The sequence below is a fragment of the Hymenobacter latericoloratus genome, from assembly GCF_014199535.1.
Lineage (GTDB): Bacteria > Bacteroidota > Bacteroidia > Cytophagales > Hymenobacteraceae > Hymenobacter > Hymenobacter latericoloratus.
The window spans coordinates 1-23,957 of sequence record NZ_JACHNV010000010.1 but is presented as its reverse complement, the minus strand read 5'-3'; the positions used below and the strand labels follow the sequence as shown (position 1 = coordinate 23,957).

The following is a 23,957-nucleotide window of genomic DNA, read 5'->3' as shown; positions in this document are numbered from 1 at the left end:
AGGGTTAGTTGAGCGCGGCCGTGGCCGTGAAGCGGTACACCAGGCCCTGTCCGTCTTTCTTGCCGGCTTCGGAGGAGATGAACAGGTCGCCGTTGCGCGCGAAGGCCAGGCCCTCGGGCTGCGGAAACAGCTTACCCGGCAGCGTCTGCACGGCCACCACCTTCCCCTGCTTGTCCAGCTCCACCAGCCCGTTGCCCCGCGCCGAGAGCACAAACACATGGCCCGTGCCCGATTGAATGGCCACGGCCGAGGGCGCGAACTGGCTCACCTTCGGCGCCTTCTTGCCCTGTTGCTGGCCGGGGTCGGCGGCCAGGATAGCGGGCACGTCCAGCACGTAGGCCGGCTTCGGCTCGATGCGGTAGGTTTGGGGGTTGAGGCGGTACACGGCGCGCTTCGTCTCATCGAGGCCCGCGCCGGCTTCGCTTTTGCAGGCCACCAGCAGCTGGCCGCTGGCCGCGTCGTAGGCCAGGCCTTCGGGCTCGTTGGCGGCCGTCAGGCCGGTGTCATGCAGGGTGGTTTGGGTGGCCGTGCGCCGGAAAATGGTGCCGTCGCTGCGCAGTATCAGCCAGGCGTCGCCCTGGCGGGCCAGGTCTTCGTAGTCGCCCTTGGGGCCAAACTTCACCGTGCTGTCCATCTGCTGGGTGCGCAGGTTGTAGAAGTAGAGCGTGCCCGATTCGTCCTCCACACCGGCCAGGCGGTCGGGCCCGGCCAGGCTCACGCCCGAGATTTCGGCCAGCTCAGGCGGCAGGGTATACGTAGCCGCTGCCCGGTTAAAGGCATAGGGGCTGAAACGTGTGGGACTGGCTGCCGGGGCCGCGCTACTGGCAAAGCGGGCTGCCGCCGGGGTTTGGGCTGCCGGACCATCGCAGCCAAAAGATAGCAACAGGGCGCAAAAAAGGGGTTTGGTCATCAGGAAACTACTAGGTGAAAAAGAAAGTCAATAGGGAGCATCTATTCAGCTGACCAGCAGTGCCAGCAGCAGCGGCAGGCTGATAAGCCAGGCCCGTTGCACGGCTTTGTCGTCGTATTCGGGAAAGAGCAGGGCCGCCAGCACCAGCGCCGCCCAGCCCAGGGCGGCCGGAGCCAGCGTCAGGCCCAGCAGCGACACCGGAGGCAGGGGAAAGGGCGCGTGCCGGAGCAGCCCGATGGCCAGGGCAGCGTACCAGAGCACGGAGGCGGCGACCAGCCGTAGCTGGTAGGCCAGGCGCGGCGAAAAAACGGCGGGGCGGGGCGAAGTATCCATCGTGCAACGGGTGCGGTAAACCAGATTGGTACACAAAACCCAGCGCCGAAAACGGGCCGGGCCACCACGAAAAAGCCCAGCCCGTCGCCTTCGATTCTGCCAGAGAAACCAAACGCGACGGGCAGGGCCCACGCCAAAGCCACCGCCCGGCAGCGCGGGGAGTGGCGTGCAACAACCAAGAAAAGAAGGGGGCGATGACCACGGCAACAAGCGAACAAGACGACTACCCCGCAGCCCGGACGGGCAGCGCGTTTGGTAGGAATCATCAGCTCAACTCCGAAGAGTTAGCGGTTCGCGGTGGAAATCCATCACCGAATACTGTTGGGGACTTTAACGCGGGGCGCGGGGAATGGTTTTAGCGGTCATGCCAGCCCTAAGAATGCGCACGCATAGTCCGGTTGCCTATCCACGCACATGGCAGGCTAGTAGCAGCGCCCGCACAGCGCTTCCGTCCCTGTCGTCAGGGCGTAGCCATCTGCTGCACGAACGTGTGGGCGTAGGATTTTACCTGGTCGCGCACCGAGCGGAACTGCTGCATGATTTCTTGCTCGCTGCCCGTGGCTTTGGCCGGATCGGGGAAGTTGTGGTGCCACTTTTGGGCCGTGGACGGAAACACGGGGCAGACCTCGTTGGCGTGGTCGCACACGGTCAGCACGTAGTCGAACGGCACGTGGGCGTACTCATCGACGTGGTTGCTGGTGTGGTGGCTGATGTCCACGCCGTCTTCGGCCATCGTTTGCACCGCGCGCGGGTTGAGGCCGTGCACTTCCACGCCGGCGCTGTACACCGTGGCCCGGTCGCCTAGCTCTTGTTCTAGATAGCCGTGCAGCAACTGGCTGCGGCAGGAGTTGCCGGTGCAGAGCACCAGGATGTTGGGTTTCATCGGAGAAGAAGTTAAGGAGGAAGAAAGCGTTACGCTGCCGCTTCGGGCAGCACCAGCACCGGCACCGGGCTGTGCAGCACGACGGCCGCCGTGCGGCTGCGGTGAAACAGGTTGCTCAGCCGGCTGCGGGAGCGCGCCCAGAGCACCAGCCAACTGCCCAGCTGCTGCCGGGCCCGCTTGGTGAGTACCAGCGCCACATCGGAGCCGGGCAGCACCTGCACCGGAGCTTCGGCCCCGAGCGCCGTGGCCAGGTTTGCCGGATGCGCCGGACTCATTGCCTGGCCCTCCCCGATGACCTGCACGCCCTGCACGAGGGGGTGGCCCGCTTCAAGCAAGGGTTGTACGGCCGTGGCCAGCGCCCCCAGTTGGGCGGGCTGCTCGTCGAGGGCTACCAGCCAGTGCAGCGGCAGCGCGTGCTGCCGGTAGGCTTCGGGCACGACCAGCAGCGGGCAGGGCGTGTGGCGCAGCAAACGCAGCACCGTGCTGTTGACCAGCTCATCGGGCAATTCCTCGGTGTCGCACTTGCTGGCTACGGCCAACAGGACGCCGTGCGCCCGGGCCGCGGCTACAAATTCTTCGGTCACGTCGCCGGCGGCTACCTGCCCGGTACAGGCAATGCCCTGCTGCTGCCAGTGCGCGGCCTGCTGCTGCAGCAAGGCGCGGGCTTCGGCTTCGGTGCGGGCCGGGTACTTGCCCGTCAGGGCTTCGGGGTCCAACAGCGAGGTGCGGCGCACATGCAGCAGCAGCAGACCGGCCCGCAGGGGCTGGGCCAGCTGCGCGGCGTAGGCCAGCGCATTATCGGCGGCGGCGGAAAAGTCGGTCAGAACGAGCAGCTGGTTCATACGGCCGGGGTGGAAGTGGAAGAGGAAGCAACGACCGTTTTACCACCGTACCAGCGGCGGCGGAACCAGAAGGCCAGGTTGACCAGCGCAATGAGCGCCGGCACCTCAATCAGCGGCCCAATCACGCCGGCGAAGGCCTGGCCCGAGTTCAGGCCGAACACGCCGATGGCCACGGCAATGGCCAGCTCGAAGTTGTTGCCGGTGGCCGTGAAGGCAATGCTGGCATTCTCGGCGTAGTCGGCCCCCAGCCACTTGCCGGCGGCAAAGCTGAGCACGAACATCACCCCGAAGTAGAGGGCCAGCGGCAGGGCGATGCGCAGCACGTCCAGCGGCACCTGCACGATGGTTTCACCCTTCAGACTGAACATGACCACAATGGTGAGCAACAGGGCAATGAGGGTAATGGGGCTGATGGCCGGAATGAATACCGTGTCATACCACGCATTGCCTTTCAGGCGGCGCAGGATGGTGCGCGAGAGAAAGCCGGCGGCAAAGGGAATGCCCAGGTAGATGAGCACGCTCTGGGCGATGTCCCAGATGCCAATGTTCACGGCGTAGCCTTTCAGCCCGAAGTAGGGCGGCAGCACCGTGATGAACAGCCAGGCCAGCACCGAGTAGAACAGCACCTGAAAGATGGAATTCAGGGCCACGAGGCCGGCCGCGTACTCGCGGGAGCCGTCGGCCAGGTCGTTCCACACCAGCACCATGGCAATGCAGCGGGCAATGCCGATGAGAATCAGGCCCATCATGTACTCGGGCTTGTCGGGCAGCAGCCAGATAGCTAGCAGGAACATGAGCAGCGGCCCCACTAGCCAGTTCAGCACCAGCGAGAGGCCGATGATGCGCGTGTTGTTGAAGACCTTGGGCAACTCCTCGTACTTCACCTTGGCCAGCGGCGGGTACATCATCAGGATCAGGCCGATAGCCAGCGGTACGTTCACCGTGCCCACCGAGAAGTAGTTGATGGCCCCGTTGATGCCGGGCACGAAATAGCCCAGGCCCACACCCAGCGCCATGGCTAGGAATATCCAGAGCGTCAGGCCCCGGTCGAGGCCGGAGAGTTTCTTTTCGGCCAGCACGGCGGGGGCCGGGGGGGTGGGGAGGCTAAGCGGTGGCATGAACGGGGGAGGAAAGAAGATAGGAAGGGGCGTCAGGAACGGGACTAGCTTCAACCCCGACCATGGCGCTGCGGCGTTCGAGCAGCACCGTGGAGCGCCACACGCCGTGCAGCTGCCCGATGCGTTCGCGGCGGCCGACGGTTTGGAAGCCGGCCCCAGCGTGAATGCTGATGCTGGTGGTGTTTTCCGGGAAAATGCTGGCTTGCAGTGTCCAGAGGCCGTTTGCTTCGGATTCGGCCACGATGGCCGCCAGCAGTTGCCGGCCCACGCCGCGCCCGCGGGCGTCGCCGGCCACGTACACGCTTACTTCGGCCACGCCGCCGTACACGCAGCGGCCCGAGACGGGCGAAAGCGCGGCCCAGCCCAGCACCTGGCCGTTGTTGCCGTAGCCGGCATCCACCGCGACCAGGCGGCTATGCGCTAGGTGGCCCCGGTCCCACTCGCCCCAGGTTGGGGCGTCGGTTTGAAACGTGGCGTTGCCGGTGGCAATGCCCTGCTCGTAAATGGCCTTGACAGCGGGCCAGTGGGCGGCCGTGAGGGGGTGCAGCTTCATGGCATCGAAGGCTTAATAGGCTTTGCGCAGCATATCGGCGTACTCGTTGGGCAGCGGCGAGGCTTCGACCGCCTGCGCGGCCTGCTCCACATCGTAGGCCACGCGCACCAGCTCCGAGCGGATGCTGCCGGCGTCGGTCAGTTTGGTGTTCTGGTCCAGGTGCAGCAGCAGGTAGGCGGCGCGGGCGTCCCCGTCCTTGGGCTTGCCCACCGAGCCGATGTTCAGCGCGTGCCGGTAGCGGGTTTCGCCTTCCACCTCGTAGGGAATGGCCCGGTGGTAAGGCTTGTGGGTGTGTCCAAAGAGCAGAATGTCGGCCCCGGCCCCTTCCAGCAGGCGCAAAAAACTGCCTTCTGGGAAGTCCTCGAACAAGTATTGGTTGATGCGCCGCGGCGAGCCGTGGACCATGAGCAGGCTGAGCGTGCAGGGCTCGTCCTGAAAGTCCAGGCGCATGTGTTTAGGCAGCAGGCGCAGGTAGCGCCGCTCGTCGTCGCCCACGATGGAATTGGTGTAGGCGATGCTTTGCGCCCCCAGGCTCTTATCGGTGTCCGTCTGGTAGGCGCAGCCGCAATCCGAGCTGGCCAGGCCAATGCCCTGGTCGTAGTTGCCGGCCAGCGTGGGGATGCCCCGCCGCCGCACCTCGTTCACCACCTCGTTGGGCCAGGGGGCATACCCCACCAGGTCGCCCAGGCAAAAAATCATGTCCGGCCGGCGCTGGTCCAGGTCGGCCAGCACCGCTTGCAGCGCCGGCAGGTTGCCGTGCACGTCGGAAAAGAAGGCAATCGTCATTAGAAAGAACAGATAATGAGGAATGAAAAGCAAAACGGCGCAACCGGATGGGTTGCGCCGTGGAAGGCCTTAGCAGCACCCGCCGCCCGGTGTGCAGCTGGCCACTTGCAGCTGCGGCAGGGCCAGGGAGGCATTGGGGATACCGCAGGCGTCTTGCGCCAGGCAGGCGGTTTGTTTGGGCGTGAGCACGAAATCGGTGCCGTCGAAGGTGAGGCCGAACTTCCCGATGGTGTCCTGCTGGTATTCAACTTCAATAGGCAAATCTTCGCTGCCTAGAATCTTCTCGGACAGGTTCAGGATGTGCAGGAATTTTTGCGGGGCCAGGCGGTGGTCATAGTCGCCGGCCTCCCAGAGCTGAAAGTTGGCCACCGTTTCCTTGCGCTCGACGCCGCCGCAGTCGATGAAGTGCTTGCTCACCAGCCCTACTTCCGTGACGTGGAAGTGCGGGGGCAGGTATTCACCCGTAGGCAGGCGAAAATTCACGGCGTCCAGCCCCGTCAGGGACTGCTTCATTTCGGAAATGTTCATGGGTTGGGAGGTTAGGATGGGAAAAGGAATTAGCAGGCGCAGGCGTCTTCCGGCCCGCAGACCGGCCCCGTCGCGGTGGCCTCGATGAAAAAGGCCGTGAACTGCTGGTGCACTTGGTGCAACAGCTCGATATTGAGGCAGTAGCAGACCGTGAGCCCGTCGATTTCGCCGCGAATCAGGTCCAGCGCCTTCAGCTCCTGCAGGTGTTGGGAAACGGTCGTGCGCGAGAGGGGCAGTTCGGCGGCAATGTCGCCCGAGATGCAGGTATGCTTGCTGGCCAGCAGCTGAATGATGGCCACCCGCGCCGGATGGGCCAGGGCTTTGGCCACGCGGGCGAGCTGCTGCTGGTCGGCGGTGAAGGCAGCGGTTTTGGCGTAGGTCATCGGAAGTATGAAGTATGTCGCAAATATACGACATTGCGTGGCGTATGTTTACGTCTTCGCTTTTTTGTTTTTTCCGATGCCTGTAGAATTTCTCAGCGACGAGCAGGCTACCCGCTACGGCCGCTACCACGCCGACCCCAGCCCCGAGCAGCTGGCCCGCTTCTTCTACCTAAGCCCGGACGACCTGGCATTCGTGGCCCGGCGACGACGCCGGCCCAATCAGCTCGGTTGCGCCGTGCAGCTCTGCACGCTACGCTTTCTGGGTACCTTCCTGCCCAACCCCGCCCAGGTGCCGGCCGTCGTCGTGGAGACGCTGGCCGCGCAGCTCCACGTCGCGCCCACGGAGTGGGCGGCCTACGGCAAGCGCCTCAGCACCTGGTACGAACACCAGCCGGGGGTAGTGGCCTACCTGGGCTACGCCCCTTTCGAAGCCGCACAGGCGTTTCGGCTCACGCGCTGGCTCTACGCGCAGGTGGCCACCAGCACCGTGCGGCCCAGCGTCTTGTTTGACCTGGCCACCGCGCACCTGGTCACGCTGCGCGTGGTGCTGCCCGGTGTCACGGTGCTGGCCCGCCTGATTGCGCGGGTGCGCGAGCGCTCCGGCCGCCACATCTACCGCCAGTTGGCCGCCCGGCTGAGCACGACGCAACAAGACGCGCTGGACGCGCTGCTCGTGGTGTTGCCCGGCCAGCGGCTCACCCCGTTGGAGGTGCTGCGCACGTCCCCCACCCGGGTTTCCGCGCCCGCGCTGGTGGCTGCCCTGCAACGCCTGAACCAGATTCGGGCCATCGGCGTCGGCGACGTACCCATCCGCGACCTGCCGGAAGCCCAGCTGGCCCGCATGGCCCGGCACGCCCAGCTGGCCTGGGCCCAGCCGCTCTTGCGCATGGGGCCGGAGCGCCGGCTGGCCACGCTGCTGGCCTTTGCAGGCGCTGGAACGCACGGCCACCGACGACATTTTAGACCTGTTCGACGGGCTGATGAGTGCGCTGGCCCTGCGGGGGGAGGCCAAACGCCGGCGCGAGCGGCTGCGCTCCCTGAAGGACTTAGACGAAGCCGCGCTGCTGTTGCAGCAGGCTGTGCGTATCCTGCTCGACGAGACAGTGCCCGATGCGGACCTGCGGCAGCGGGTGCTCAACTCGCTGGGCGAAACCGCGTTGCGCGAAGCAGCGGATGCCGTGCAGGCGTTGGCCAGCAGCGACGACGACCCGATGCTTCAGGTGCTGGCGGGCAGTTACGCCACGGTTCGCCGCTTTTTGCCCGCGCTGCTCAATGGCTTGGTCTTCGAGGGGGCCCCGTCGGCCAAGCCGCTGCTGGATGCCTGGCACTTCTTGCAGCAACTGGAGCAGCCCGGCCGGGGCCGGCCCAAGTGGGCCGCCGCGCCAGCGGCGGTTATTCCCAAAAGTTGGGCCCGGCGCGTCTTTCCCGGCAAGGGCGAAGTAAATCCGCAGGCGTACACGCTGTGCGTGCTCGACCGGCTGCACCAGGCCCTGCGCCGCCGCGAGGTCTTCGTGCCGAGCAGCGAACGGTTTGGCGACCCCCGCGCCGAATTGCTACGGGGCGAAGCGTGGGAGGCGGCGCGGGATTCGGTGGCCCGGGCCCTGGACCGCTCCACTGACCCGGCCGTGGAGCTGGCCCGGCTGCAACAGCAGTTGCACGCGGCCTACACAGAGGTAGGTACCAACCTGGCCCACAACACGGCCTTGCAACTGCTACAGGCCGATGGTCAGCCCTACATCACCCTAACGCCCCTGGCCGCGCAGGAAGAGCCGGGCAGCCTGACGCACCTGCGCGAGCAACTGGCGAGGCAGCTGCCCCCGGTCGAATTGGCCGCGCTGCTGCTGGAGGTGGAGGCGTTCACCGGCTTTGCCAGCGCCTTCACCCACGTGGCCGACGGGCAAACTGCCGCGAATGACCTACCGCTAAGCATCTGCGCCGTGCTGCTGGCCCAGGCCTGCAACATCGGCCTGAAAACGGTGGCACGAGCGGAGGTGCCGGCCCTGACGCTGCCCCGGCTTTCGTGGGTGCAGCAAAACTACGTGCGGGTGGAAACCCTGACGGCCGCCAATGCCCGGCTGGTGGACGGGCAGGCGGGGTTGCCCCTGGCCCAGGCCTGGGGCGGCGGGGAAGTGGCCTCCGCCGATGGAATGCGCTTCGTCGTGCCCGTGCGCACCATTTACGCAGGCTGGAACAGCAAGTATTTCGCTTCCCAACGGGGCGTGACCTACTACAACTTCACCAGCAACCAGTTCTCGGGCTTTCACGGCATCGTCATTCCGGGCACCTTGCGCGACTCGCTCTTCATCCTGGCCGGGCTGCTGGAACAGCAAACCAGCCTCGACCCCAGGGAAATCATGGCCGACACGCACGGCTTCAGCGAGGTGGTATTCGGGCTCTTTTCCTTGCTGGGCTTTCGCTTCAGCCCCCGGCTGGCCGACCTGCCGGACCAACGGTTCTGGCGCCTCCAAAAGGAGGACGACTACGGCCCTCTCAACGAGCTGAGCCGCCACGTCATCAATGCCCGGCTCATTGCCGAGCACTGGGACGACATGCTGCGGCTGGCCGGCTCGCTCAAGCTCGGCAAGGTCAAGGCTACCGCCGTCATGCGCACGCTGCAACGAGCCGGTTCCCTCTCGGGCCTGGGCCGGGCCGTGGCCGAGTTGGGGCGGGTGGAGAAAACCCTCTACCTGCTGGCCTACGTCCACGACGAGGCCTACCGGCGGCGCATCCTGGTGCAACTCAATCGGGGCGAAGGCCGGCACGCGCTGGCCCGCGCCGTTTTCCACGGCAAGAAAGGCGAATTGCGCCAACGCTACCGCGAGGGCATGGAGGACCAGTTAGGCGCACTGGGCTTGGTGGTCAACGCCCTGGTGCTGTGGAACACGCGGTATTTGCAGCAGGCGCTGGAACAGTGGCCAGAAACGGAAACGGCCCTACTACCGGACGATGTGGCCCGCCTCTCGCCCCTGTTGCACGAGCACGTGAACATGCTGGGCCGCTACGATTTTACGCTGCCCGAAAGCATTGCGGCCGGGCAGTTGCGCCCGTTGTACAATCCCGAAAACTGGCAGGAGCGGTTTGCCCCGGTGGAATAACGGAGCGGGCAGCAGACCAACCGGAGCCGTTACACCAGGTATTTGTGCATCGTCGCCACGGGGATGCCGGTCGCCACCTGAATCTTTTGAAAGCTCAGGCCCGTGCTACGCAGCCGGCGTAATTCGGCCACCACCTCCGGAGCTAGGGCGGGGCGGCCAGGCTTTTTGCTGCTGCGGGCCTGCCCGGTTTTAATGCGCTCGGAGAACCGCACCCGCTCCTGTTTGGCAATGGCGGCCAGAAAGCCGATGATGGCATCCCGGAATAAGCCGGTGCTGTCCAGGTACTGCTCCGTGAAGGACTTGAACTGCACCCCGGCGGCCGTGAGTCGCTGCAAGTGAGTAAGCGTTTCGGTTACGCCCTCGCGGCTAAAACGGTCCAGGGCCCAGAACAGCACCACGTCAAAGCGCCGCTGATGGGCCTCCGCGAACAGCTGTTGAAACTGGGGCCGCTCGGCGCTGCCGCCGCTTTCCTGGTCGCAATACTCTTTATAGATGGAGTAGCCTAGCCGCTGAGCGAAGTCGCGCAGTTCCCGCAACTGGTTCTCGTTGGTCTGTCCCTTATCCTTGGTGCTGACGCGGGCGTAAATCGCAGCTCTCATCGAAGGGCGGGTGATGAAAAGGCCATTCGCAAAACTACTGTTTCTCGAACATCTCTAGCACCGGCCTTCTCGGCCCTGAAAAGCGCGTTTTAGTGGCCGGTTTTTGAGAGGGTTTTTCGAACGCTTTTTCCGGGTGATTTTCGGGTGATGTCTAAACTTCTGCCGACTGCTTTTCCGAATCCACACACGGAGTATTAGAAACGGTATATACTCTTAGCGGGAATTTCTGTTCCTTCTCTAGTGCTACCCCCAGCCAGCGGGTCTGCCAGAGCCGGCCCCGCCAGAGCAGGAAGCTGGCCAGCAGCGTCAGGCCGATGAGGGCCATGCCGATAGCCACCATCAAGTGATAGGTTTGAAACACGAAGTTGACCGGCGGCCGGTCTTCCGGCCGAAAGCTGTTGAGCCCGGTAACCGGCGCTTTGAAGTCTTCGTGCAGTAGAAAGCTGAGCCCGCCGGGAATGGCCAGCCCGCTGACTTTTCGGGTTTTGTTGTCGACCCAGCCCAGCAGGTACATATCGGCCGGCGCGAAGGCGGCGTAGTGGCCCTCGAAGGCGGCCAGTTTAGCGGGCTGGTTGACCGCTACGCCGTTGGCCGAATGGTGGCCAGTGAAGAGCTGACCCAGACCGGCCACCGTGGCCACGGCCAGCGCAATCTTAAAAGCAGCTTTTGAGCTTTCCACGAAGCGGCCCTTGAGCAAGTACCAGGCGCTTACGCTCAGCACCAAGAAGGAGCCGGCCAGCAGGGCACCGATGATGGTGTGCGAGAGCCGGTCCACGCTGCTGGGGTTAAATACCATGGCCCAGAAGTCCGTCACTTCCGCCCGGGCCGTCATCCCGGAGCCCACGATGTGGAAGCCGGCCGGGGTCTGCTGCCAGGAGTTGGCCACCACAATCCACACGGCCGAGAACATGGAGCCCAGGGCCACCATTATGGTGGAAAAGAAGTGCACGGCCGGCGACACGCGGTTCCAGCCGAAGAGCAGGATGCCCAGAAAGCCCGATTCCAGGGCAAAGGCAAAGATGCCCTCGGCCGCCAGCGCCGAGCCGAAGATGTCGCCCACGTAGCGAGAGTAAGTGGCCCAGTTGGTGCCGAACTCGAATTCCATCACGATGCCCGTGGCCACGCCGATGCCGAAGATCAGGGCGAAAATGCGAATCCAGAACCGGGTCAGCCGCTCGTAAAGCGGGTTGCAGGTTTTCAGGTACATGCCTTCCATGCCCACCAGCACCACGCCCAGCCCGATGCTCAAGGGCGGGTAGATGTAGTGAAAGGCAATGGTGAAGGCAAACTGAATGCGGGACAGGATTTCGACGGACATGGCAGCTGGCAAATCGGATAGACCCTGAAGGAATGCGCCGCTAAGCGCCTGATAGCATGAGATATACCCGGCAGGGGGATAAAAACCTACTGCTCGGCGGTCATTGGCCGGGCGGCCGGGTGGCGGCGGCCGCCGTGGCCTGTCACGCGCGCCTCCACGGCCGGGTCGTAGTCGACGCCGGCAAACAGGTGGAGCATGACCAGGCGGGAGAAGCGGAAAGAAAGCGGAACCATAAGCAGGGTCGTAACGGCCACGGCTGTTATGTACACCCAGGCGTCGGGGTCGTGGCCTAGCACGTAGGTAGCAATGCCCACGGCCACCACGATGGCAACCGAAAAGGCGTAGCTGATGTACATGGCGCCCCAGTAAAAGCCGGGTTCCGGCTCGTAGTGCTGGTGGCAGACCGGGCACGCCTGGTGCATATCCTGAAAATGGGCCAGGTTCAGGGCCGAGGTTTTGAACACGCGGCCCTGGTGGCAGCGGGGGCAGCGCTGGTTTGCAAAGGCCAGCAGCGACGAAGAGGAAGTTGCCATAACCAATAGGAGCGAAAGGAGTGGACCCCGTCCGGACGGGTGGGGCAGTACCCAAGCGGATGAAACCGGCGGCGCCGGTGCTCTGGTACATTTACAAATTTACCCTTTCTCTAAAAGCGGGTAAAGGCACAAAACAGGGTGTTTTGCGTACAGATCAACGATTTTCACGGAATTGGTCGGGCGTCAGGCCGGTGCGCTTGCGGAAGAAGCGGCCGAAGTAGGACGCATCCTGGAAGCCCAGCTCGGCAGCAATCTGTTTGACGGGCTGGCGGGAGTGCACCAGCAGGCGCTGGGCTTCCACCACCACCCGCTGCTGAATCAGGTCGCTGGCCGTGTGGCCCCGGTGCCGGCGGCACAGGGCGTTGAGGTGATTCGGCGTCAGGTTGAGCCACTGGGCGTAGGCCTGCACGGTTTTCTCGGTGCGGAAGTGTTGCTCCAGCAGCTCCTCGAACTGGTGCAGCTGCCGCACCTGGCGCGGGCTGCTGCCGGCGGGCTCGGGGCGGGCGTAGCGGGCAGCCATTTCCAGCAGCACGTAGAGGCAGGCACGTAGCACTTCCAGCCGGTTATCGAAGCGGCTTTCCGCTTCCTGTAGCACGTGCTCCAGCAGCACCGGAAAGGTACCGCCGCCCGCGGGCAACTCCACGACGGGCGCGTGCAGGGGCTTGAAGAAGGGATACGCGTGCAGGCGGCTGCTGGGGTAGCGGTGCAGGTAAAAGCCGGCCTCAAAAAACAGTAAATACCCCTGACAGTCGGCGCTCAGGTTCCAGCTGTGCATCTGGCCGGGAGCCAGCAAAAATAAGCTGCCGGCGTGCACCGGATACGTCACAAAATCAACCGTGTGCGTGCCCGTGCCGGCCGTGACGTAGAGCAATAGGTAAAAGTCGTGGGTGTGGGCGTTGTCGATACCCGAGAACCCGGCAATTACATCTTCCAGCCGCTGGGCGTGAAAGGCATCATGCCCGTGGCCTTCCGGGTAGGAGTCGATGCAGTAGACGGGAACCGGGGCCGTTTTCACGCGCAGCGTAGTAAGGGCTGAAACAGATAGGAGCTTAGCGGGCGAACCAGCCGCCTACTGCTTAGGTGAAAGGTTGAAGCGGGCCGGGCGCAACTGCCGGTGGAGGCGTCTACGCTATCCGGCGCGGGCAGGCAGTACATGCGGCGGCGAATGACGAGAGAGGAAAGTACCGTCAGCCCTCCGATGGCAGCCAGAGCGGCCCCTAGGCCCAGTGTATCGGCCAGCACGCCCGTGAGCAAGGCGCCGATGGCGTAACCCGCGTCGCGCCAGAGGCGGAAGATGCCTACGCTGTGTGCCCGCTGGGCCAGGGGGGCATACTCGGCAATAGCTGCCAGAAAGGTGGGATATACCAGGGCCGTACCGGCGCCCAGCAGACCTGCCAGCAGTAGAAACACCGGGTAAGAAGAAGTAAACAGCATGGCCAGCAGCACCGCCCCCTGCAGCAGCATGCCCCAGAAGAGCAGGTCTTTTTTGCAGAGCCGGTCGGCCAACGGGCCGGTCACCAGTTGGCCCAGCCCCCACACGGCCGGGTACACGGCGGCCACGGTACCAATCTGGGTAAGGGTGAATCCCTTGGAAGCCAGCAGCAACGGCAGCAACCCCCAGACCATCCCGTCATTGAGGTTATTGACCAAGCCGGCCTGCGTGACCGAGCCCAGGTTGGGGTGGCGCCAGGTCACGTCCCAGAAGGACAGCGGCGGCCCAGCTGAGCTGCCGGCCGGAGCCTGAGCCGCTTCCAGGGCCACGTGGTGGCGCGTATCGCGCACCAGCAGGGAGCCCAGCAGGCCCAGCACCGCCAGGGCGATGCCCAGATAAAAGGGATAAGGCCGCAGGCCGTACTCGGTGGCCAGCCAGCCCGATGCAAACGCTGTAGCGGCCACGGCCAGATAGCCCGCCGACTCGTTCAGGCCCATGGCCAGCCCGCGCTGCTTGGGGCCCACCAGGTCAATCTTCATCACCACGGTGCTCGACCAGGCCAGGCCCTGATTCAGGCCCAGCAGCACGTTGGCGAAAATCACCCAGCCCCAGGAGGGAGCCCAGAGCAGCAGCAGGGGCACGGGCAAACCAATGAGCCAACCAATAACTAGTAGGTTTCGGCGCCCCACCGTATTGGCCCAGGCCCCGGCGTAGTAGTTGGCCACGGCTTTCGTAAGCCCAAACACCACGATGAAGGAGAGAATGGCCGAGCGGGCTACTAGATGAAATTCCTGCTCCGCCAGCCGGGGCAGAATCGTGCGCTCCAGCCCCACCATGCCCCCCACAAAGGCATTCACCAGGACCAGCAGGCTGAACTGGTGCCAGTTTTCACGCAGACCCAGACGCGGAGTAGTCATGGCTAGTAGCTAATGGGGGGAGGAAGTATAGGAAACGTAGTTGTTTAGGGGTGCACGATAGCCCAGCCCTGGGCCTGGCGGATGATCAGCTCACCGTTGCCGGTGGGTACGTAGCTGATAAAGGGAAACAGCTCGTCCTTACTGATCTTGCGCTCTTTCATCGTGTTCAGGCACTGGGCCAGCAACACGCCCTGCTGTTGGAGGGCTTTTAGATCCGCCTCGTAGGGCTGGGCTTTGCGGAACACGTCCGTGCCGCCGCCGTAGGCCACCAGCTCCATCTGCAGCTTGCCCTTGAGGCGCGGGTCTTCCAGCGCGTTTTTCATGTTGCGCAGGGTCTGCTTGATGAGCTTGGGGTCGTCACTGTCCAGCTGGTACACCACTTTGTACTCCGCTTTGTCCGCCACAGCACCTGTGAATTCGGCGGCTGGTTTACCGGCGGTCGGGGTCTGGGCCTGGGTGGTGGTAAGGCTGGCCAGCAGCAGGGCAGAGGCCGCAAGAAAGCGGAGAGGAGCGTTCATGGCGAAGGGGAAAGGGTTAAAAATCGTAGTTGAGAATCAGATTCACCAGGTGCAGGTCTACTTTGTTGACTTCGTAGCGGGCCTCGCCGTAGGTGTTGCCCAGGCGGCCCTTGTACACGTAGAGCAGCTGCCCGCGCAGTCCCTTGGCCCAGCCCGGGAAAGCATAGGTCAGGGAAGCGTTCAGCTGGCGATACGAGGGCATACCGTACTTGTTGAGGCGGGTGTTTTTTACGTCCGGCAGGTAGTAGTGGCCGTAGCCGGCTTCGGCTTTCAAGCCCGGCACTTGGGCGAAGGTGTAGCCCCCGAGCAGGGCCGCCGCGTCCACGCCCCCGAAGCCTTCTTCTCGCTCCCGGGGCAGAAACGTGTAGAACGGCTCCCGGCCCCACTCCCGCGGAAACAGAAAGCGCCCGGTGCGGGTGATGCGGGTGTAGTTGCCGCTCACGCTCCAGGCCCCGCGCTGGTAGCCCAGGCGGGTGCTCAGGGCATGGGCCCGGCGGCCGGGGGCGCTGTAGGCCAGCTGTGGATTCGGGTTGCCGCCAGAGCCCACCGTGCGCTGGTAGTGGTACTGCCCACCCAACGTGAGCTGGCCCATACCCAGGACCCGGCCGGTGGTCAGCTCCGCAAAGCTGGCGTTGAACAGGTTGTCAGCGTAGTAGTTCCAAACTTGGGCTGTGGTACGCGCACCTACCTGCCGGTTGACGCCCACAATCCCTAGCCCCCGGCTGTGCAGGTTGCCCGCGTACAGGGCCCGCTGACCGGCTTCCGTTACACCCGCCGGGTACAGGCCCACGGAGCCGCCTACTGAGGTCCAGTCGGTGGTGGAGCGCACGGCCAAGCCGGTTAACCAGCCCGCGGAGAGGGTGGTGCGGGGAAGCTCCCGCAGCTCCAGCCACAGCCCTTCGGCGTAGTTGGGGCTCAGGCGGCCGTCCTGGGGGTTGAGCAGCGGGGTAGTGAGCAACTGCCGGCCCAGCGTGAGGGTGGACTGCCGCCAGCGGTAGCGCAGAAATAGCTCCTCTGCCCGCCCGGTGAGCCGGCGCCGGCCGGGGTTCGTCACATCAAACAACCCCACCTCGTAGCGGCTCACGGCGCCGGTCAGCGAGTCCGGCGTCGCCAGGTCATTGGAGGCCAGATTGGCCCAGAAAAAGCCGCCCACGCCCACCTGCAGTCCGTGGAAAGAGGCCGTTTCAAAGCGGGCCCCGGCTCCCAGTCCCTGGGCGTAGTAGTCGGGGTAGTGGCCTTGGTTCAGGGTGGCCATCGAGTAGCTACGCACCCGCCCGTGCCAGCGTCCCCGGCCAAAGGCCTCCGGCAGGGAGCGGGCCTGCACCGTATCGGGCGCCGTCGGCGCCGGGTAGGGTGGCAGCTGCGTGCGCCCCGTTACCGGCCGGGTCAGGGCCGGCTCGGCGTGTTGCGCCCAGGCCACCGCCGGCAGCAGCAGGCTGGCCACCAGCAGGCGGAGGGTGCGCGGCAGCGCGAACGACTTATTTGGCCTTGGCCAGTTGCGGGTGGGCATCTTCGATGGGCTGGTAGGGCCCGTATTTGTGCTGGCGCTCCGAGAAGGAGTCCGTATAGGGCCCGAAGGGATGATCGACGGGCTTTTTGCTGATATCGGGCCAGTCCCGGGGCGTATTCAGGTGCGGCCGGGGCTGGGAGTTGACGAAGGCGGCCACGTCCCAGGCCTGCGCATCGGTGAGTTGGGGGTGGTCGAAGGCCGCGCCAAAGGGCATGGCGGCCTTCACGTACCGGGCTAGGTTGGTGACGCGGTACAGGCCCGCGCCATCGTTGTAGCTGTGCTTGCCCCAAAGCGGCGGGTACTGGTACTCGCGCCCGTCGGCCAGCTGCTTGCCTTCCCCGTGGGGGCCGTGGCAGCTCTGGCACTTGGCGGCAAACACGGCCTTTCCTATTACCGGGTCGGCGGCGCGTGGCAGGTAAGCCAGCTTTGTGAACCCGGTACCATACACTTTTTTCCCTTTAGGAATGTCGTGGCCCAGCCAGTTGATGTAGGCCACGATGGCGCGCATCTCCCGGCTGCTGTCGGCCAGCGGGCGGCCGTTGAGGCTGCGCTCCAGGCAGTCATTCACCCGCATCTGCGTCGTGACCATCGTGCCCGAGCGGGCCCGCAGCTTGGGGTAGGTGGCGGCCACGGCCAGGTAGTTGTTGGCGAAGCCCTTGGTGCCGGCGTCGAGGTGGCAGTTCTGGCAGTTCATGCCGTTGGTCAGGTGCGCCACCGAGCCCTGCGGCCCCAGGTAGCGGGCAGTGTGGGCAATCAGGTCGCGGCCGTAGCGGATCTGCCGGCCGGCGGCGGTGTGGGGAAGGGTCGCCGTGTCGGGGGCGGCCGTGGCCGGGCGGTGGTAGCTGCCGGAAGGGGGCGGCCCCTCGTTGGCTTCGGCCACCGGGGCCAGCGGGGGCGGGCTGGCCGGGCCGTACAGCTGGGTCAGCACCACCACCACCACGACCAACACCAGCGCAGACGTCAGCAGCAGCAGGATGCGCACCAGCCGGGACAGCCGGGCAACGGAATCAGACGGGGTTTCCATGGCAGCGTAGCGAAGGCGGGCACCGGTGCCCGGTAGTTAGTGAGGCAGCTTTTCGCGCAGGGCGCTGTAGGTCCAGGTGCCGGCCAGGGCCGCGAGTATCAGCACGGCCGCGCCGGCCACGCCGCTGCCCAACTGGGCGAACATCGGGCCGGGGCAGGCGCCGGTTAGGGCCCAGCCCAGGCCGAAAATGGTGCCCCCGATCCAGGTGCCGTGGTTGTACTTCTTATCGGCCAGGGTGATTTCCTCGCCGTTGATGGTCTTGAGGCGGTTGCGCTTGATGAGCTGAATGGAAATCAGGCCGACTACAATGGCTGAGCCGATGATGCCGTACATGTGGAAGCTCTGGAAGCGGAACATCTCCTGGATGCGCCACCAGCTCACCACTTCGCTTTTCGTGAGGATAATGCCGAACAGTACGCCCAGCACCAGGTATTTCAGGTTTTTCATGTCAGGTAATAGAAGAGGGAATTAGGAGCGCGTGGCCAGCAGGCGCACAATATTGGCCGGCCCGGAGTGGAAGCTGCCCTCGTGCAGAACGACACCCAGCTCGTGGTTTTCCCGTACCGTGAGCCCAGCGAAATCGGAGGCCAGGGTGTCGGGGTCGTAGAGCAGTTCGGCCGATTGGGGGCCGCCGGAGGGCAAGCCCAACTGGCGGGGACTGAAGGCTTCCAGAATCAAGTGTCCCCCGGATGCCAGGCTTTGGGCCGCGGCCGCGTGCACGGCCCAGCGGGCCACGGGCGGTAGATGGGCATAGATCAGGCCTATGGCGTCATAGTGCCCGGGCTGCTGCCAGCGCAGGCTGGTCACATCGTCCACCTGGTAGTCCAGGTGCACGCCCTGGGATACGGCCAGGCGTTGGGCCTTAGCGCGGGCCTCGTCGCTGAAGTCCACCGCCGTTACCTGCCACCCGCGCCGGGCGGCGTACACGGCGTTGCGTCCTTCGCCTTCGGCCAGCAGCAGCAGGCGGCCAGGCGGCAGCTTATCCAGTTGCTGGCGGAGGTACGTGTTGGGCTCGGTGCCGTAGGCATACGCCTCGCTTTCGTAGCGGGCGTCCCAGAACTCGGCGGCCGCGGATTGGAAAGCAGTGTTCATGGCGGGTGGGGTAGCAGTACTGGGCTAAAACATCATTGGGTAAAACACCCACGTCATGAGCAGACCGCCCACGAAGAAGCCAATGACGGCCACCAGCGACACCCACTGCAGGTTGGACAGACCCGAAATGGCATGGCCCGAGGTGCAGCCCCCGGCGTAGCGGGTGCCGAAGCCGACCAGGAAACCGCCGAGCACCAGGAACACCCAGCCTTTCCAGTTTGAGAGGTTCTCCAGAGCAAACAGTTCTTTGGGTAATAGCCCCGAGAAGTCGGTCAGGTGCATCTGCGCTTTCAGGTCGCGCACGGTTTCCGGGGAAATGGCAATCGTATCGGCGTGGCCCATGAGCTGGTAGCCGATAAAGCCGCCGATGCCGATGCCCAGCACAAAAAACAGGTTCCAGAGTTCGGCCCGCCAGTTGTAGGTCAGGAAAGGAATACCGGCGGGCACGCAGGCGGCGCACACGTGGCGCAGCGAGGAGCTGATGCCCAGGGCCTTGTTGCCGATGAGCAGCAGCGCGGGCACGGTCAGCCCGATGAGCGGACCGGCCACGTACCAGGGCCAGGGCTGGCGAAGTAATTCAAGCATGAAGTCAGAAGGTCAGGAGTATAGACATCCGGCCCGCCCGCCGCAGCGGCCGGCCGGAATTCTTGCTAAACAAGAAGGGAAAATGGATGCGGGTTAGCGAACCAGCTTTTCGGGCCAGTCCAGCACGCCACCCAGCAGGTTCGACACGTGCGCAAAGCCGCTTTTGGTCAGCTGCCCGGCGGCGTTAGCCGAGCGGGCGCCGCTGCGGCAGTACACGTAGGTGGGCTTGGTTTTATCCAGCGCCGCCACGCGCTGGGCGAAGTCGGGCGCGGTGACGTCGATGTTCACGGCCCCGGGCAGGTGGCCACCGGCAAACTCGTCGGGGCGGCGCACGTCCAGCAGCACCGCGCCGGGCTGGCGCAGGGCCGCGGAGAATTGAGCAGGGGTGAGGTTTTTATAGGCGGGCGTAGCGCCTTGAAAGAAATTCAGCATGGCCAAGAGGGGAAGAAGCAACGTGAGCGAAGGCATAGGATAAGGCCGTCAGGCAACCGGAGAGCCCGCCTGCAGGGCGGCTCCCCGGTCGGCCGTTGGGAATTAGTGCTGGGCGGAGGCGGACTGGAAAGACTTGACGGCCTCGCTCAGGTCGAGCACTTCCGTACCGGGCAGGGCATCGGCCACGATGCTGGAGCCCGCGGCCGAGCGGTAGCCGCCGGCGCAGTGCACTACCACGGGCTTATCGGTGGGGATTTCCTGGGCCCGCTCCCGCAGCTCGGGCAGCGGAATGTTGAGCGCGTCCGCAAAAATGGGCTCGTCGCGGTGCTCGGTGGCGTTGCGGATGTCCACAATGGTGTACTGCTCGGGATGCTGGCGGAACTGCTCCACATCCAGCTTCGGTAGCTTCGCCTCAGAAGATGGCGAGCCGACCAATGCCCCCTTGATCAGGGCCTCGTAGCCGATTTTGGCCGTTTTCCGGATCAGGTCTTCCAGGGTCGCCTCGTCGGCTGCCACCAGGTAGAACGGCTCTTCCGGCCCCACGATGGAACCCAGCCAGGTTTCGAACTTGCCGCCCTGCTGGATATTAATGGCGCCGTCCATGTGGCCCTGCTTGAACTCTGCTTCGGGTCGGGTATCAACTAGGATGGTACCGGCTTCCAGGGCCGTGCCGGCAGCCAGGCGGTTCACTTTCTGCACGCTCGGCTTGTAATCGGGCGCACCGGCTTTGTTCAGGGCCACGTCGTAGCCGAAGTATTTCGGGATGAAGGGCTGGTCAGCGAGCAGCTCTTTCACGAACTCCTCTTCACTCATTTCCCGCAGCATAGGGTTGCCGAATTTCTCGTCGGCGATGGTGCTGCTGTTAGCGCCGCTGAGGGCCTTGCCGCAGAGGCTGCCCGCGCCATGGGCGGGATAGACCAGCACCGTGCCGGCCAGCGGCATCAGCTTGTCGCGCAGGGAGTGATACATCTGCCGGGCCAGCTCCTCGCGCTTGGCCGTCATGTTGCCGGCTTTTTCGCGCAGGTCGGGCCGGCCCACGTCGCCGATAAACAGCGTGTCGCCGGTAAACACGGCTTCGTCTTTGCCCTCGCGGCTCACTACGATGCTGATGGAGTCGGGCGAGTGGCCCGGCGTGTTCAGGGCGCGGAAAGTCAGTTTGCCCACTGTGAAGGAATGGCCTTCATCGAAAGCTTCGTGGGTATAATCAGCTCCCAGCAGCTTGCTCACGCGGATGGTGGCTCCGGTGGTCTGGGCTATTTCCAGGTGGCTGCTCACAAAGTCAGCGTGGGGGTGGGTTTCGATAACGCTGACGATTTTCGCGTCGTTCGCCTTGGCGTAGTCATAGTAGGGCTGCGGATCGCGGGCGGGGTCGATGAGCACGATTTCGCGGGCGCACTCGCTGAGAATAGCGTAGGAAAAGTGGGCCAAGCCCTTGTCTTCAAACTGTTCGATTTTCATGACCAAAAGTGGTTGGGAGGTGAGTGGAAGCGGAAAAACTAAAAGAGAGGTAAACCGGGAAACGAGAACTACCGGGATAAGAGCCAGCTGCTTAGTGGGTGAATACCAGCTCGCGCAGCAGAATGAAGGTGCCCATGGCTAGGGTGAACCAGCCGAAGGCCGGCTTGAGCTTGGCCCCGGGAATGAAGCGGGCCAGGTAGGTGCCCAGCACGATGCCCGCCAGGGCAAAGGCCAGGAAGCCGAGCAGGAACGTCCAGGCAATGGGGGTGCCGGCGCTCAAATCGCCGGTAAAGCCAATCAGGGAATTCAGGGCAATGATGGCCAGGGAGGTACCCACGGCCAGCTTCATGGGCAGGCGCGCCCCCAGCACCAGGGCTGGAATAATCAAAAAGCCGCCGCCGGCCCCCACGAAGCCCGTGAGCGTGCCCACCACCAGGCCAATGCCCAGAATCAGCGGGTAGTTAAAGGCGTGCTTGTGGTGCAGCTCTTCGTCGAGCACTTCCTCGGCCTGCTTGCTGCGGATCATGGACGTAGCGGCCACGACCATGAGCACTGCGAAGGCCACCAGCACCAGCAGGTCCTTGGTGAAGACAATGCTGCCCAGGGTAAAGAGCTCGTGCGGGATGGCGGGCATCAGCAGCTTGCGCACGGCAAACACGGCCAGCAGCGAGGGAATCAAAAAGACAATGGCCGTCTTCAATGACACGAGTCCCTTGCGGAAATAACCCGAGGCGCCCACTACGGAGGTGGAGCCTACTACGAAGAGCGAGTAAGCCGTGCTCAGCACCGGGCTTACGCCCATCAGGTACACCAGTACCGGCACGGTGAGGATAGAGCCGCCCCCGCCCATAATGCCCAGAGAAAGACCGATGAATATAGCCGCGAAGTAGCCGACGATGTGTAACATGGATGAACGGGTGAACGTATGTAGTTATGAAAAGTTGTTCATGCGTTTTGGCAAAAAAAAGGCTGGTTCCCTTACAGGAACGTGCAGCCGGCCAGGCACTGAATCACGTCGACCACTTCGCGCATCTTCAGTGCGTAGAAGATGTTCTTGCCGTCGCGGTGGCTGCTCAGAATACCTTTCAGCTTCATGCCCGTCAGGTGGTGGGAAAGCAGGCTTTGCTCCACATTCAGCTTTTCGCTGATGTCCGTGACGGAAAGGCTTTCCTGATTCGCCAGCAGCTGCACGATGGCAATGCGCGTGGGGTGGGCCGTGGTTTTGAGAATGAAGGCCACCTTCTCCATCTTTTCAGTGGTCAGGTTCAGATCGGCGGAGGTGGTAGTCGGTGTCATAAGGTGCTGCAAATGTATGATCATTTGTTCATGTATACAACTTTCCCATTCTTTTTGGTTCCAAAATATTTCACCTGCTCATGCAAGCTTCCCCAAATACTGACTCTATTACCTTTCCAACCCGCTTTTTAGCCCCGTGGCGGTGGCTGGCGCTGGGTAGCGCGGTGCTGGCGGCCGCCGGAACGCTGAGCAGCTGTCAGAGCAACTCCCGCCAGGGTGTCGCTTCAGCCAGCGGCTCCTTCACCATTCTGCACACCAACGATATTCACGGCCGGCACCGGCCCTTTACCGTGAGCCCCGGCAATGCCACCGCCCAAACCGGCGACCCCGGCCGTAGCCCCTCCTCGTTCGAGCGCGCCGGGCGGGTGGGCGGGTTTGCCCACCTGGCCACGGCTGTGCAGCAGGTGCGGCAGGCACGCGGGGCTGCTAACGTGCTGCTGCTCGACGGGGGCGACACGTTCAGCGACGATCTGCTGGGCAACCTTACGAAGGGAGCGGCCAACATCAAGCTCATGAATGCGCTGGGCTACCAGTTCATGGCCCTGGGCAACCACGATTTCGACTACGGCACGGCCCGCACCCGCGAGCTGCAGCAGTTGGCCCACTTCCCCATGCGTGGGGCCAACGTTACGGACAGGGCCACCGGCCAGCCGTTTCTGGGTGAGCCCGCTCAGGTGTTTACCGTGGGCGGGGTGCGCGTGGGGGTGCTGGCCCTGGCTTACCACAACACGGCCCAGACCGGCAACCCCGACAACACGAAAGAACTGGCGTTCGGTAGCGGTATTGAGGCAGCCCGGCGCTACGTGCCAGCCCTGCGCGCCCGCGCCGACGTGGTCGTGATTCTCTCCCACCAGGGCACCAAGGTGGATGAGCGGCTGGCCCGCGAGGTGCCGGGCATCGACCTGATTGTGGGCGCCCACTCCCACGACCGGATTGCGCCGCCCCGCCAAGTCGGTAATGCCTGGGTGGTGCAGGCGCTGTCAGACGCGGCTGTGCTGGGTCAACTTACCGTGCAGGTGAAGGCGGGCAAAATAACCAGCGTCGAGGGCATCGCGCCCACGCTTTGGACCACGGAATACCCGGCTTACACGAAGCTGGCGCAGCTCGTGGACTCGCTGCGGGCGCCCCATAAAGCGCGGTTGGAAGAAGTGCTGGCCACTGCTACCGGCCGCATCGGGCGGCAATACAAATCGGCCAGCCCCTTCGACCAGCTCGCCGGCGAGCTGCTGCGCGAGGCCACCGGCGCCGAGCTAGCCTTCCTGCCCGGCGTGGGTTACGGCGTTTCCTTGGAACCGGGCCCCATCACCCGCGAAATGCTCTATACCCTGCTGCCGCACCCCTCCAAAGTAGTCACGCTGGCGCTGACCGGCGCGCAGGTGCGGCAGTTGCTGGAGCAAACGGCCACTAACCAGAACCCCGGCAACGACATGGCACGGGTGGGCGGCCTGCTGCAAACCAGCGGCCTGAACTGGACGGCCGACCTGATCCTGCCCGTGAGCCGGCGGGTGAGCGACGTGCGGGTGAACGGGCAGCCGCTGGATGCCCAGCGCCGCTACCGCGTAGTCACGCACAGCGGCATGCTCACCGGCATTCACCGCTACACCACCTTCGCGCAGGGGACGAACGTGCTGAAGCTGGATAAAGGTGTGACGGAGGTTGTGGAGGCTGCTCTGCGCAAGCGCGGCACGGTAGCGCCGCCCACACCGGCGCGGGTACACATCGTGACAGCGAAGTAAAATAAAGTTGGCTTGAATGATAAACTATTGATTTTGCCAACTCTATAAAGAGCGTCCGCCCACAATGGACGGATGT

Annotated in this window: 26 protein-coding genes, 1 pseudogene and 1 riboswitch; of the genes and pseudogenes, 3 read left to right on the top strand and 24 right to left on the bottom strand. The window is 64.2% G+C overall.

Annotation, left to right across the window (positions count from 1 at the left end; genetic code table 11):
• Window positions 1-4: 4 nt before the first annotated feature.
• The 9 genes from GGU46_RS20125 to GGU46_RS20085 form a co-directional block, all read right to left on the bottom strand.
• On the bottom strand, window positions 5-910 hold the full coding sequence (locus tag GGU46_RS20125) for an SdiA-regulated domain-containing protein (protein ID WP_183405352.1): 906 nt from the start codon (window positions 908-910) through the stop codon (window positions 5-7).
• 45 nt (window positions 911-955) lie between these two features.
• Complete coding sequence (locus GGU46_RS20120) at window positions 956-1,243, bottom strand: hypothetical protein (protein WP_125433143.1); 288 nt, start codon at window positions 1,241-1,243, stop codon at window positions 956-958.
• A gap of 249 nt (window positions 1,244-1,492) precedes the next feature.
• Window positions 1,493-1,565: riboswitch (Fluoride riboswitch) on the bottom strand.
• A 138-nt stretch (window positions 1,566-1,703) separates the two neighbouring features.
• Window positions 1,704-2,126, bottom strand: a complete 423-nt coding sequence (locus GGU46_RS20115; RefSeq protein ID WP_183405351.1) for an arsenate reductase ArsC — start codon at window positions 2,124-2,126, stop codon at window positions 1,704-1,706.
• A 29-nt stretch (window positions 2,127-2,155) separates the two neighbouring features.
• Window positions 2,156-2,968 carry a universal stress protein gene (locus tag GGU46_RS20110; protein ID WP_183405350.1) on the bottom strand — a complete coding sequence of 271 codons (813 nt, stop codon included), beginning with the start codon at window positions 2,966-2,968 and terminating at the stop codon, window positions 2,156-2,158.
• Complete coding sequence (arsB, locus tag GGU46_RS20105) at window positions 2,965-4,086, bottom strand: ACR3 family arsenite efflux transporter (protein ID WP_183405349.1); 1,122 nt, start codon at window positions 4,084-4,086, stop codon at window positions 2,965-2,967. Before arsB ends, GGU46_RS20110 begins: the two co-directional genes overlap by 4 nt.
• Window positions 4,073-4,639 (bottom strand): GNAT family N-acetyltransferase, encoded by a 567-nt coding sequence (locus GGU46_RS20100; RefSeq protein WP_183405348.1) that lies wholly within the window; start codon window positions 4,637-4,639, stop codon window positions 4,073-4,075. Before GGU46_RS20100 ends, arsB begins: the two co-directional genes overlap by 14 nt.
• Window positions 4,640-4,651: 12 nt before the next feature.
• Entirely contained in the window at window positions 4,652-5,425 is a 774-nt protein-coding gene (locus GGU46_RS20095; protein ID WP_183405347.1) for a metallophosphoesterase family protein, read from the bottom strand.
• Window positions 5,426-5,494: 69 nt separating this feature from the next.
• Complete coding sequence (locus tag GGU46_RS20090; RefSeq protein WP_183405346.1) at window positions 5,495-5,953, bottom strand: DUF6428 family protein; 459 nt, start codon at window positions 5,951-5,953, stop codon at window positions 5,495-5,497.
• A 29-nt stretch (window positions 5,954-5,982) separates the two neighbouring features.
• A complete protein-coding gene (locus GGU46_RS20085; RefSeq protein WP_183405345.1) occupies window positions 5,983-6,336 on the bottom strand; it encodes an ArsR/SmtB family transcription factor in 354 nt (117 codons plus the stop codon).
• A gap of 7 nt (window positions 6,337-6,343) precedes the next feature.
• Here GGU46_RS20085 and GGU46_RS22635 point away from each other — a divergent pair.
• Together GGU46_RS22635 and GGU46_RS20080 are read left to right on the top strand one after the other, a co-directional pair.
• Window positions 6,344-6,865: pseudogene (locus tag GGU46_RS22635) on the top strand (DUF4158 domain-containing protein); the annotation flags it as partial.
• 394 nt (window positions 6,866-7,259) lie between these two features.
• Window positions 7,260-9,431 carry a Tn3 family transposase gene (locus GGU46_RS20080; protein WP_215906416.1) on the top strand — a complete coding sequence of 724 codons (2,172 nt, stop codon included), beginning with the start codon at window positions 7,260-7,262 and terminating at the stop codon, window positions 9,429-9,431.
• A gap of 29 nt (window positions 9,432-9,460) precedes the next feature.
• Here GGU46_RS20080 and GGU46_RS20075 read toward each other — a convergent pair whose 3' ends face one another.
• From GGU46_RS20075 to GGU46_RS20005, 15 genes are all read right to left on the bottom strand, one after another.
• Entirely contained in the window at window positions 9,461-10,030 is a 570-nt protein-coding gene (locus GGU46_RS20075; protein WP_215906415.1) for a recombinase family protein, read from the bottom strand.
• 151 nt (window positions 10,031-10,181) lie between these two features.
• Window positions 10,182-11,348 (bottom strand): cytochrome ubiquinol oxidase subunit I, encoded by a 1,167-nt coding sequence (locus GGU46_RS20070; protein ID WP_183405344.1) that lies wholly within the window; start codon window positions 11,346-11,348, stop codon window positions 10,182-10,184.
• An 86-nt stretch (window positions 11,349-11,434) separates the two neighbouring features.
• The gene (locus tag GGU46_RS20065) at window positions 11,435-11,881 is read right to left on the bottom strand and encodes a DUF983 domain-containing protein (RefSeq protein ID WP_246399112.1); all 447 of its coding nucleotides are present in this window, start codon (window positions 11,879-11,881) and stop codon (window positions 11,435-11,437) included.
• 154 nt (window positions 11,882-12,035) lie between these two features.
• A complete protein-coding gene (locus GGU46_RS20060; RefSeq protein ID WP_183405343.1) occupies window positions 12,036-12,896 on the bottom strand; it encodes a helix-turn-helix domain-containing protein in 861 nt (286 codons plus the stop codon).
• A complete protein-coding gene (locus GGU46_RS20055; RefSeq protein ID WP_183405342.1) occupies window positions 12,893-14,230 on the bottom strand; it encodes an MFS transporter in 1,338 nt (445 codons plus the stop codon). The genes GGU46_RS20060 and GGU46_RS20055 overlap by 4 nt, the downstream gene beginning before the upstream one ends.
• Window positions 14,231-14,274: 44 nt before the next feature.
• Window positions 14,275-14,748: a DsrE family protein gene (locus GGU46_RS20050; protein WP_125433104.1), complete on the bottom strand. Its 474-nt coding sequence runs from the start codon at window positions 14,746-14,748 to the stop codon at window positions 14,275-14,277.
• Between the two features lie 16 nt (window positions 14,749-14,764).
• Window positions 14,765-16,258: an OprD family outer membrane porin gene (locus tag GGU46_RS20045; protein ID WP_183405341.1), complete on the bottom strand. Its 1,494-nt coding sequence runs from the start codon at window positions 16,256-16,258 to the stop codon at window positions 14,765-14,767.
• A complete protein-coding gene (locus GGU46_RS20040) occupies window positions 16,227-17,282 on the bottom strand; it encodes a c-type cytochrome (protein ID WP_183405340.1) in 1,056 nt (351 codons plus the stop codon). The genes GGU46_RS20045 and GGU46_RS20040 overlap by 32 nt, the downstream gene beginning before the upstream one ends.
• A 36-nt stretch (window positions 17,283-17,318) precedes the next feature.
• On the bottom strand, window positions 17,319-17,729 hold the full coding sequence (locus GGU46_RS20035) for a DUF6691 family protein (protein ID WP_183405339.1): 411 nt from the start codon (window positions 17,727-17,729) through the stop codon (window positions 17,319-17,321).
• 21 nt (window positions 17,730-17,750) lie between these two features.
• Window positions 17,751-18,374, bottom strand: coding sequence for a class I SAM-dependent methyltransferase (locus GGU46_RS20030; RefSeq protein ID WP_183405338.1), 624 nt, complete (start codon window positions 18,372-18,374; stop codon window positions 17,751-17,753).
• 24 nt (window positions 18,375-18,398) lie between these two features.
• Complete coding sequence (locus tag GGU46_RS20025) at window positions 18,399-18,959, bottom strand: YeeE/YedE family protein (protein WP_073285590.1); 561 nt, start codon at window positions 18,957-18,959, stop codon at window positions 18,399-18,401.
• A gap of 93 nt (window positions 18,960-19,052) precedes the next feature.
• Window positions 19,053-19,391, bottom strand: coding sequence for a rhodanese-like domain-containing protein (locus tag GGU46_RS20020; protein ID WP_210116312.1), 339 nt, complete (start codon window positions 19,389-19,391; stop codon window positions 19,053-19,055).
• Window positions 19,392-19,493: 102 nt separating this feature from the next.
• A complete protein-coding gene (locus GGU46_RS20015) occupies window positions 19,494-20,849 on the bottom strand; it encodes an MBL fold metallo-hydrolase (protein ID WP_183405337.1) in 1,356 nt (451 codons plus the stop codon).
• A gap of 91 nt (window positions 20,850-20,940) precedes the next feature.
• Window positions 20,941-21,756 carry a sulfite exporter TauE/SafE family protein gene (locus tag GGU46_RS20010; protein ID WP_183405336.1) on the bottom strand — a complete coding sequence of 272 codons (816 nt, stop codon included), beginning with the start codon at window positions 21,754-21,756 and terminating at the stop codon, window positions 20,941-20,943.
• A 71-nt stretch (window positions 21,757-21,827) separates the two neighbouring features.
• Window positions 21,828-22,145 (bottom strand): ArsR/SmtB family transcription factor, encoded by a 318-nt coding sequence (locus GGU46_RS20005; protein WP_073285581.1) that lies wholly within the window; start codon window positions 22,143-22,145, stop codon window positions 21,828-21,830.
• 80 nt (window positions 22,146-22,225) lie between these two features.
• Here GGU46_RS20005 and GGU46_RS20000 point away from each other — a divergent pair, with 80 nt between their 5' ends.
• On the top strand, window positions 22,226-23,881 hold the full coding sequence (locus GGU46_RS20000; RefSeq protein ID WP_183405335.1) for a bifunctional metallophosphatase/5'-nucleotidase: 1,656 nt from the start codon (window positions 22,226-22,228) through the stop codon (window positions 23,879-23,881).
• The last annotated feature ends 76 nt before the right edge of the window (window positions 23,882-23,957 follow it).

Bases quoted from the DNA above. Each gene is read 5' to 3' on its own strand.
- GGU46_RS20040 (WP_183405340.1), bottom strand. From the start codon at position 17,282: ATGGAAACCCCGTCTGATTCCGTTGCCCGGCTGTCCCGGCTGGTGCGC.
- GGU46_RS20000 (WP_183405335.1), top strand. From the start codon at position 22,226: ATGCAAGCTTCCCCAAATACTGACTCTATTACCTTTCCAACCCGCTTT.
- GGU46_RS20090 (WP_183405346.1), bottom strand. From the start codon at position 5,953: ATGAACATTTCCGAAATGAAGCAGTCCCTGACGGGGCTGGACGCCGTG.
- GGU46_RS20100 (WP_183405348.1), bottom strand. From the start codon at position 4,639: ATGAAGCTGCACCCCCTCACGGCCGCCCACTGGCCCGCTGTCAAGGCC.
- GGU46_RS20030 (WP_183405338.1), bottom strand. From the start codon at position 18,374: ATGAACACTGCTTTCCAATCCGCGGCCGCCGAGTTCTGGGACGCCCGC.
- GGU46_RS20085 (WP_183405345.1), bottom strand. From the start codon at position 6,336: ATGACCTACGCCAAAACCGCTGCCTTCACCGCCGACCAGCAGCAGCTC.
- GGU46_RS20120 (WP_125433143.1), bottom strand. From the start codon at position 1,243: ATGGATACTTCGCCCCGCCCCGCCGTTTTTTCGCCGCGCCTGGCCTAC.
- GGU46_RS20045 (WP_183405341.1), bottom strand. From the start codon at position 16,258: ATGCCCACCCGCAACTGGCCAAGGCCAAATAAGTCGTTCGCGCTGCCG.
- GGU46_RS20095 (WP_183405347.1), bottom strand. From the start codon at position 5,425: ATGACGATTGCCTTCTTTTCCGACGTGCACGGCAACCTGCCGGCGCTG.
- GGU46_RS20050 (WP_125433104.1), bottom strand. From the start codon at position 14,748: ATGAACGCTCCTCTCCGCTTTCTTGCGGCCTCTGCCCTGCTGCTGGCC.
- GGU46_RS20025 (WP_073285590.1), bottom strand. From the start codon at position 18,959: ATGCTTGAATTACTTCGCCAGCCCTGGCCCTGGTACGTGGCCGGTCCG.
- GGU46_RS20015 (WP_183405337.1), bottom strand. From the start codon at position 20,849: ATGAAAATCGAACAGTTTGAAGACAAGGGCTTGGCCCACTTTTCCTAC.
- GGU46_RS20115 (WP_183405351.1), bottom strand. From the start codon at position 2,126: ATGAAACCCAACATCCTGGTGCTCTGCACCGGCAACTCCTGCCGCAGC.
- GGU46_RS20020 (WP_210116312.1), bottom strand. From the start codon at position 19,391: ATGCTGAATTTCTTTCAAGGCGCTACGCCCGCCTATAAAAACCTCACC.
- GGU46_RS20075 (WP_215906415.1), bottom strand. From the start codon at position 10,030: ATGAGAGCTGCGATTTACGCCCGCGTCAGCACCAAGGATAAGGGACAG.
- GGU46_RS20035 (WP_183405339.1), bottom strand. From the start codon at position 17,729: ATGAAAAACCTGAAATACCTGGTGCTGGGCGTACTGTTCGGCATTATC.
- GGU46_RS20070 (WP_183405344.1), bottom strand. From the start codon at position 11,348: ATGTCCGTCGAAATCCTGTCCCGCATTCAGTTTGCCTTCACCATTGCC.
- GGU46_RS20055 (WP_183405342.1), bottom strand. From the start codon at position 14,230: ATGACTACTCCGCGTCTGGGTCTGCGTGAAAACTGGCACCAGTTCAGC.
- GGU46_RS20005 (WP_073285581.1), bottom strand. From the start codon at position 22,145: ATGACACCGACTACCACCTCCGCCGATCTGAACCTGACCACTGAAAAG.
- GGU46_RS20065 (WP_246399112.1), bottom strand. From the start codon at position 11,881: ATGGCAACTTCCTCTTCGTCGCTGCTGGCCTTTGCAAACCAGCGCTGC.
- GGU46_RS20010 (WP_183405336.1), bottom strand. From the start codon at position 21,756: ATGTTACACATCGTCGGCTACTTCGCGGCTATATTCATCGGTCTTTCT.
- GGU46_RS20125 (WP_183405352.1), bottom strand. From the start codon at position 910: ATGACCAAACCCCTTTTTTGCGCCCTGTTGCTATCTTTTGGCTGCGAT.
- arsB (WP_183405349.1), bottom strand. From the start codon at position 4,086: ATGCCACCGCTTAGCCTCCCCACCCCCCCGGCCCCCGCCGTGCTGGCC.
- GGU46_RS20110 (WP_183405350.1), bottom strand. From the start codon at position 2,968: ATGAACCAGCTGCTCGTTCTGACCGACTTTTCCGCCGCCGCCGATAAT.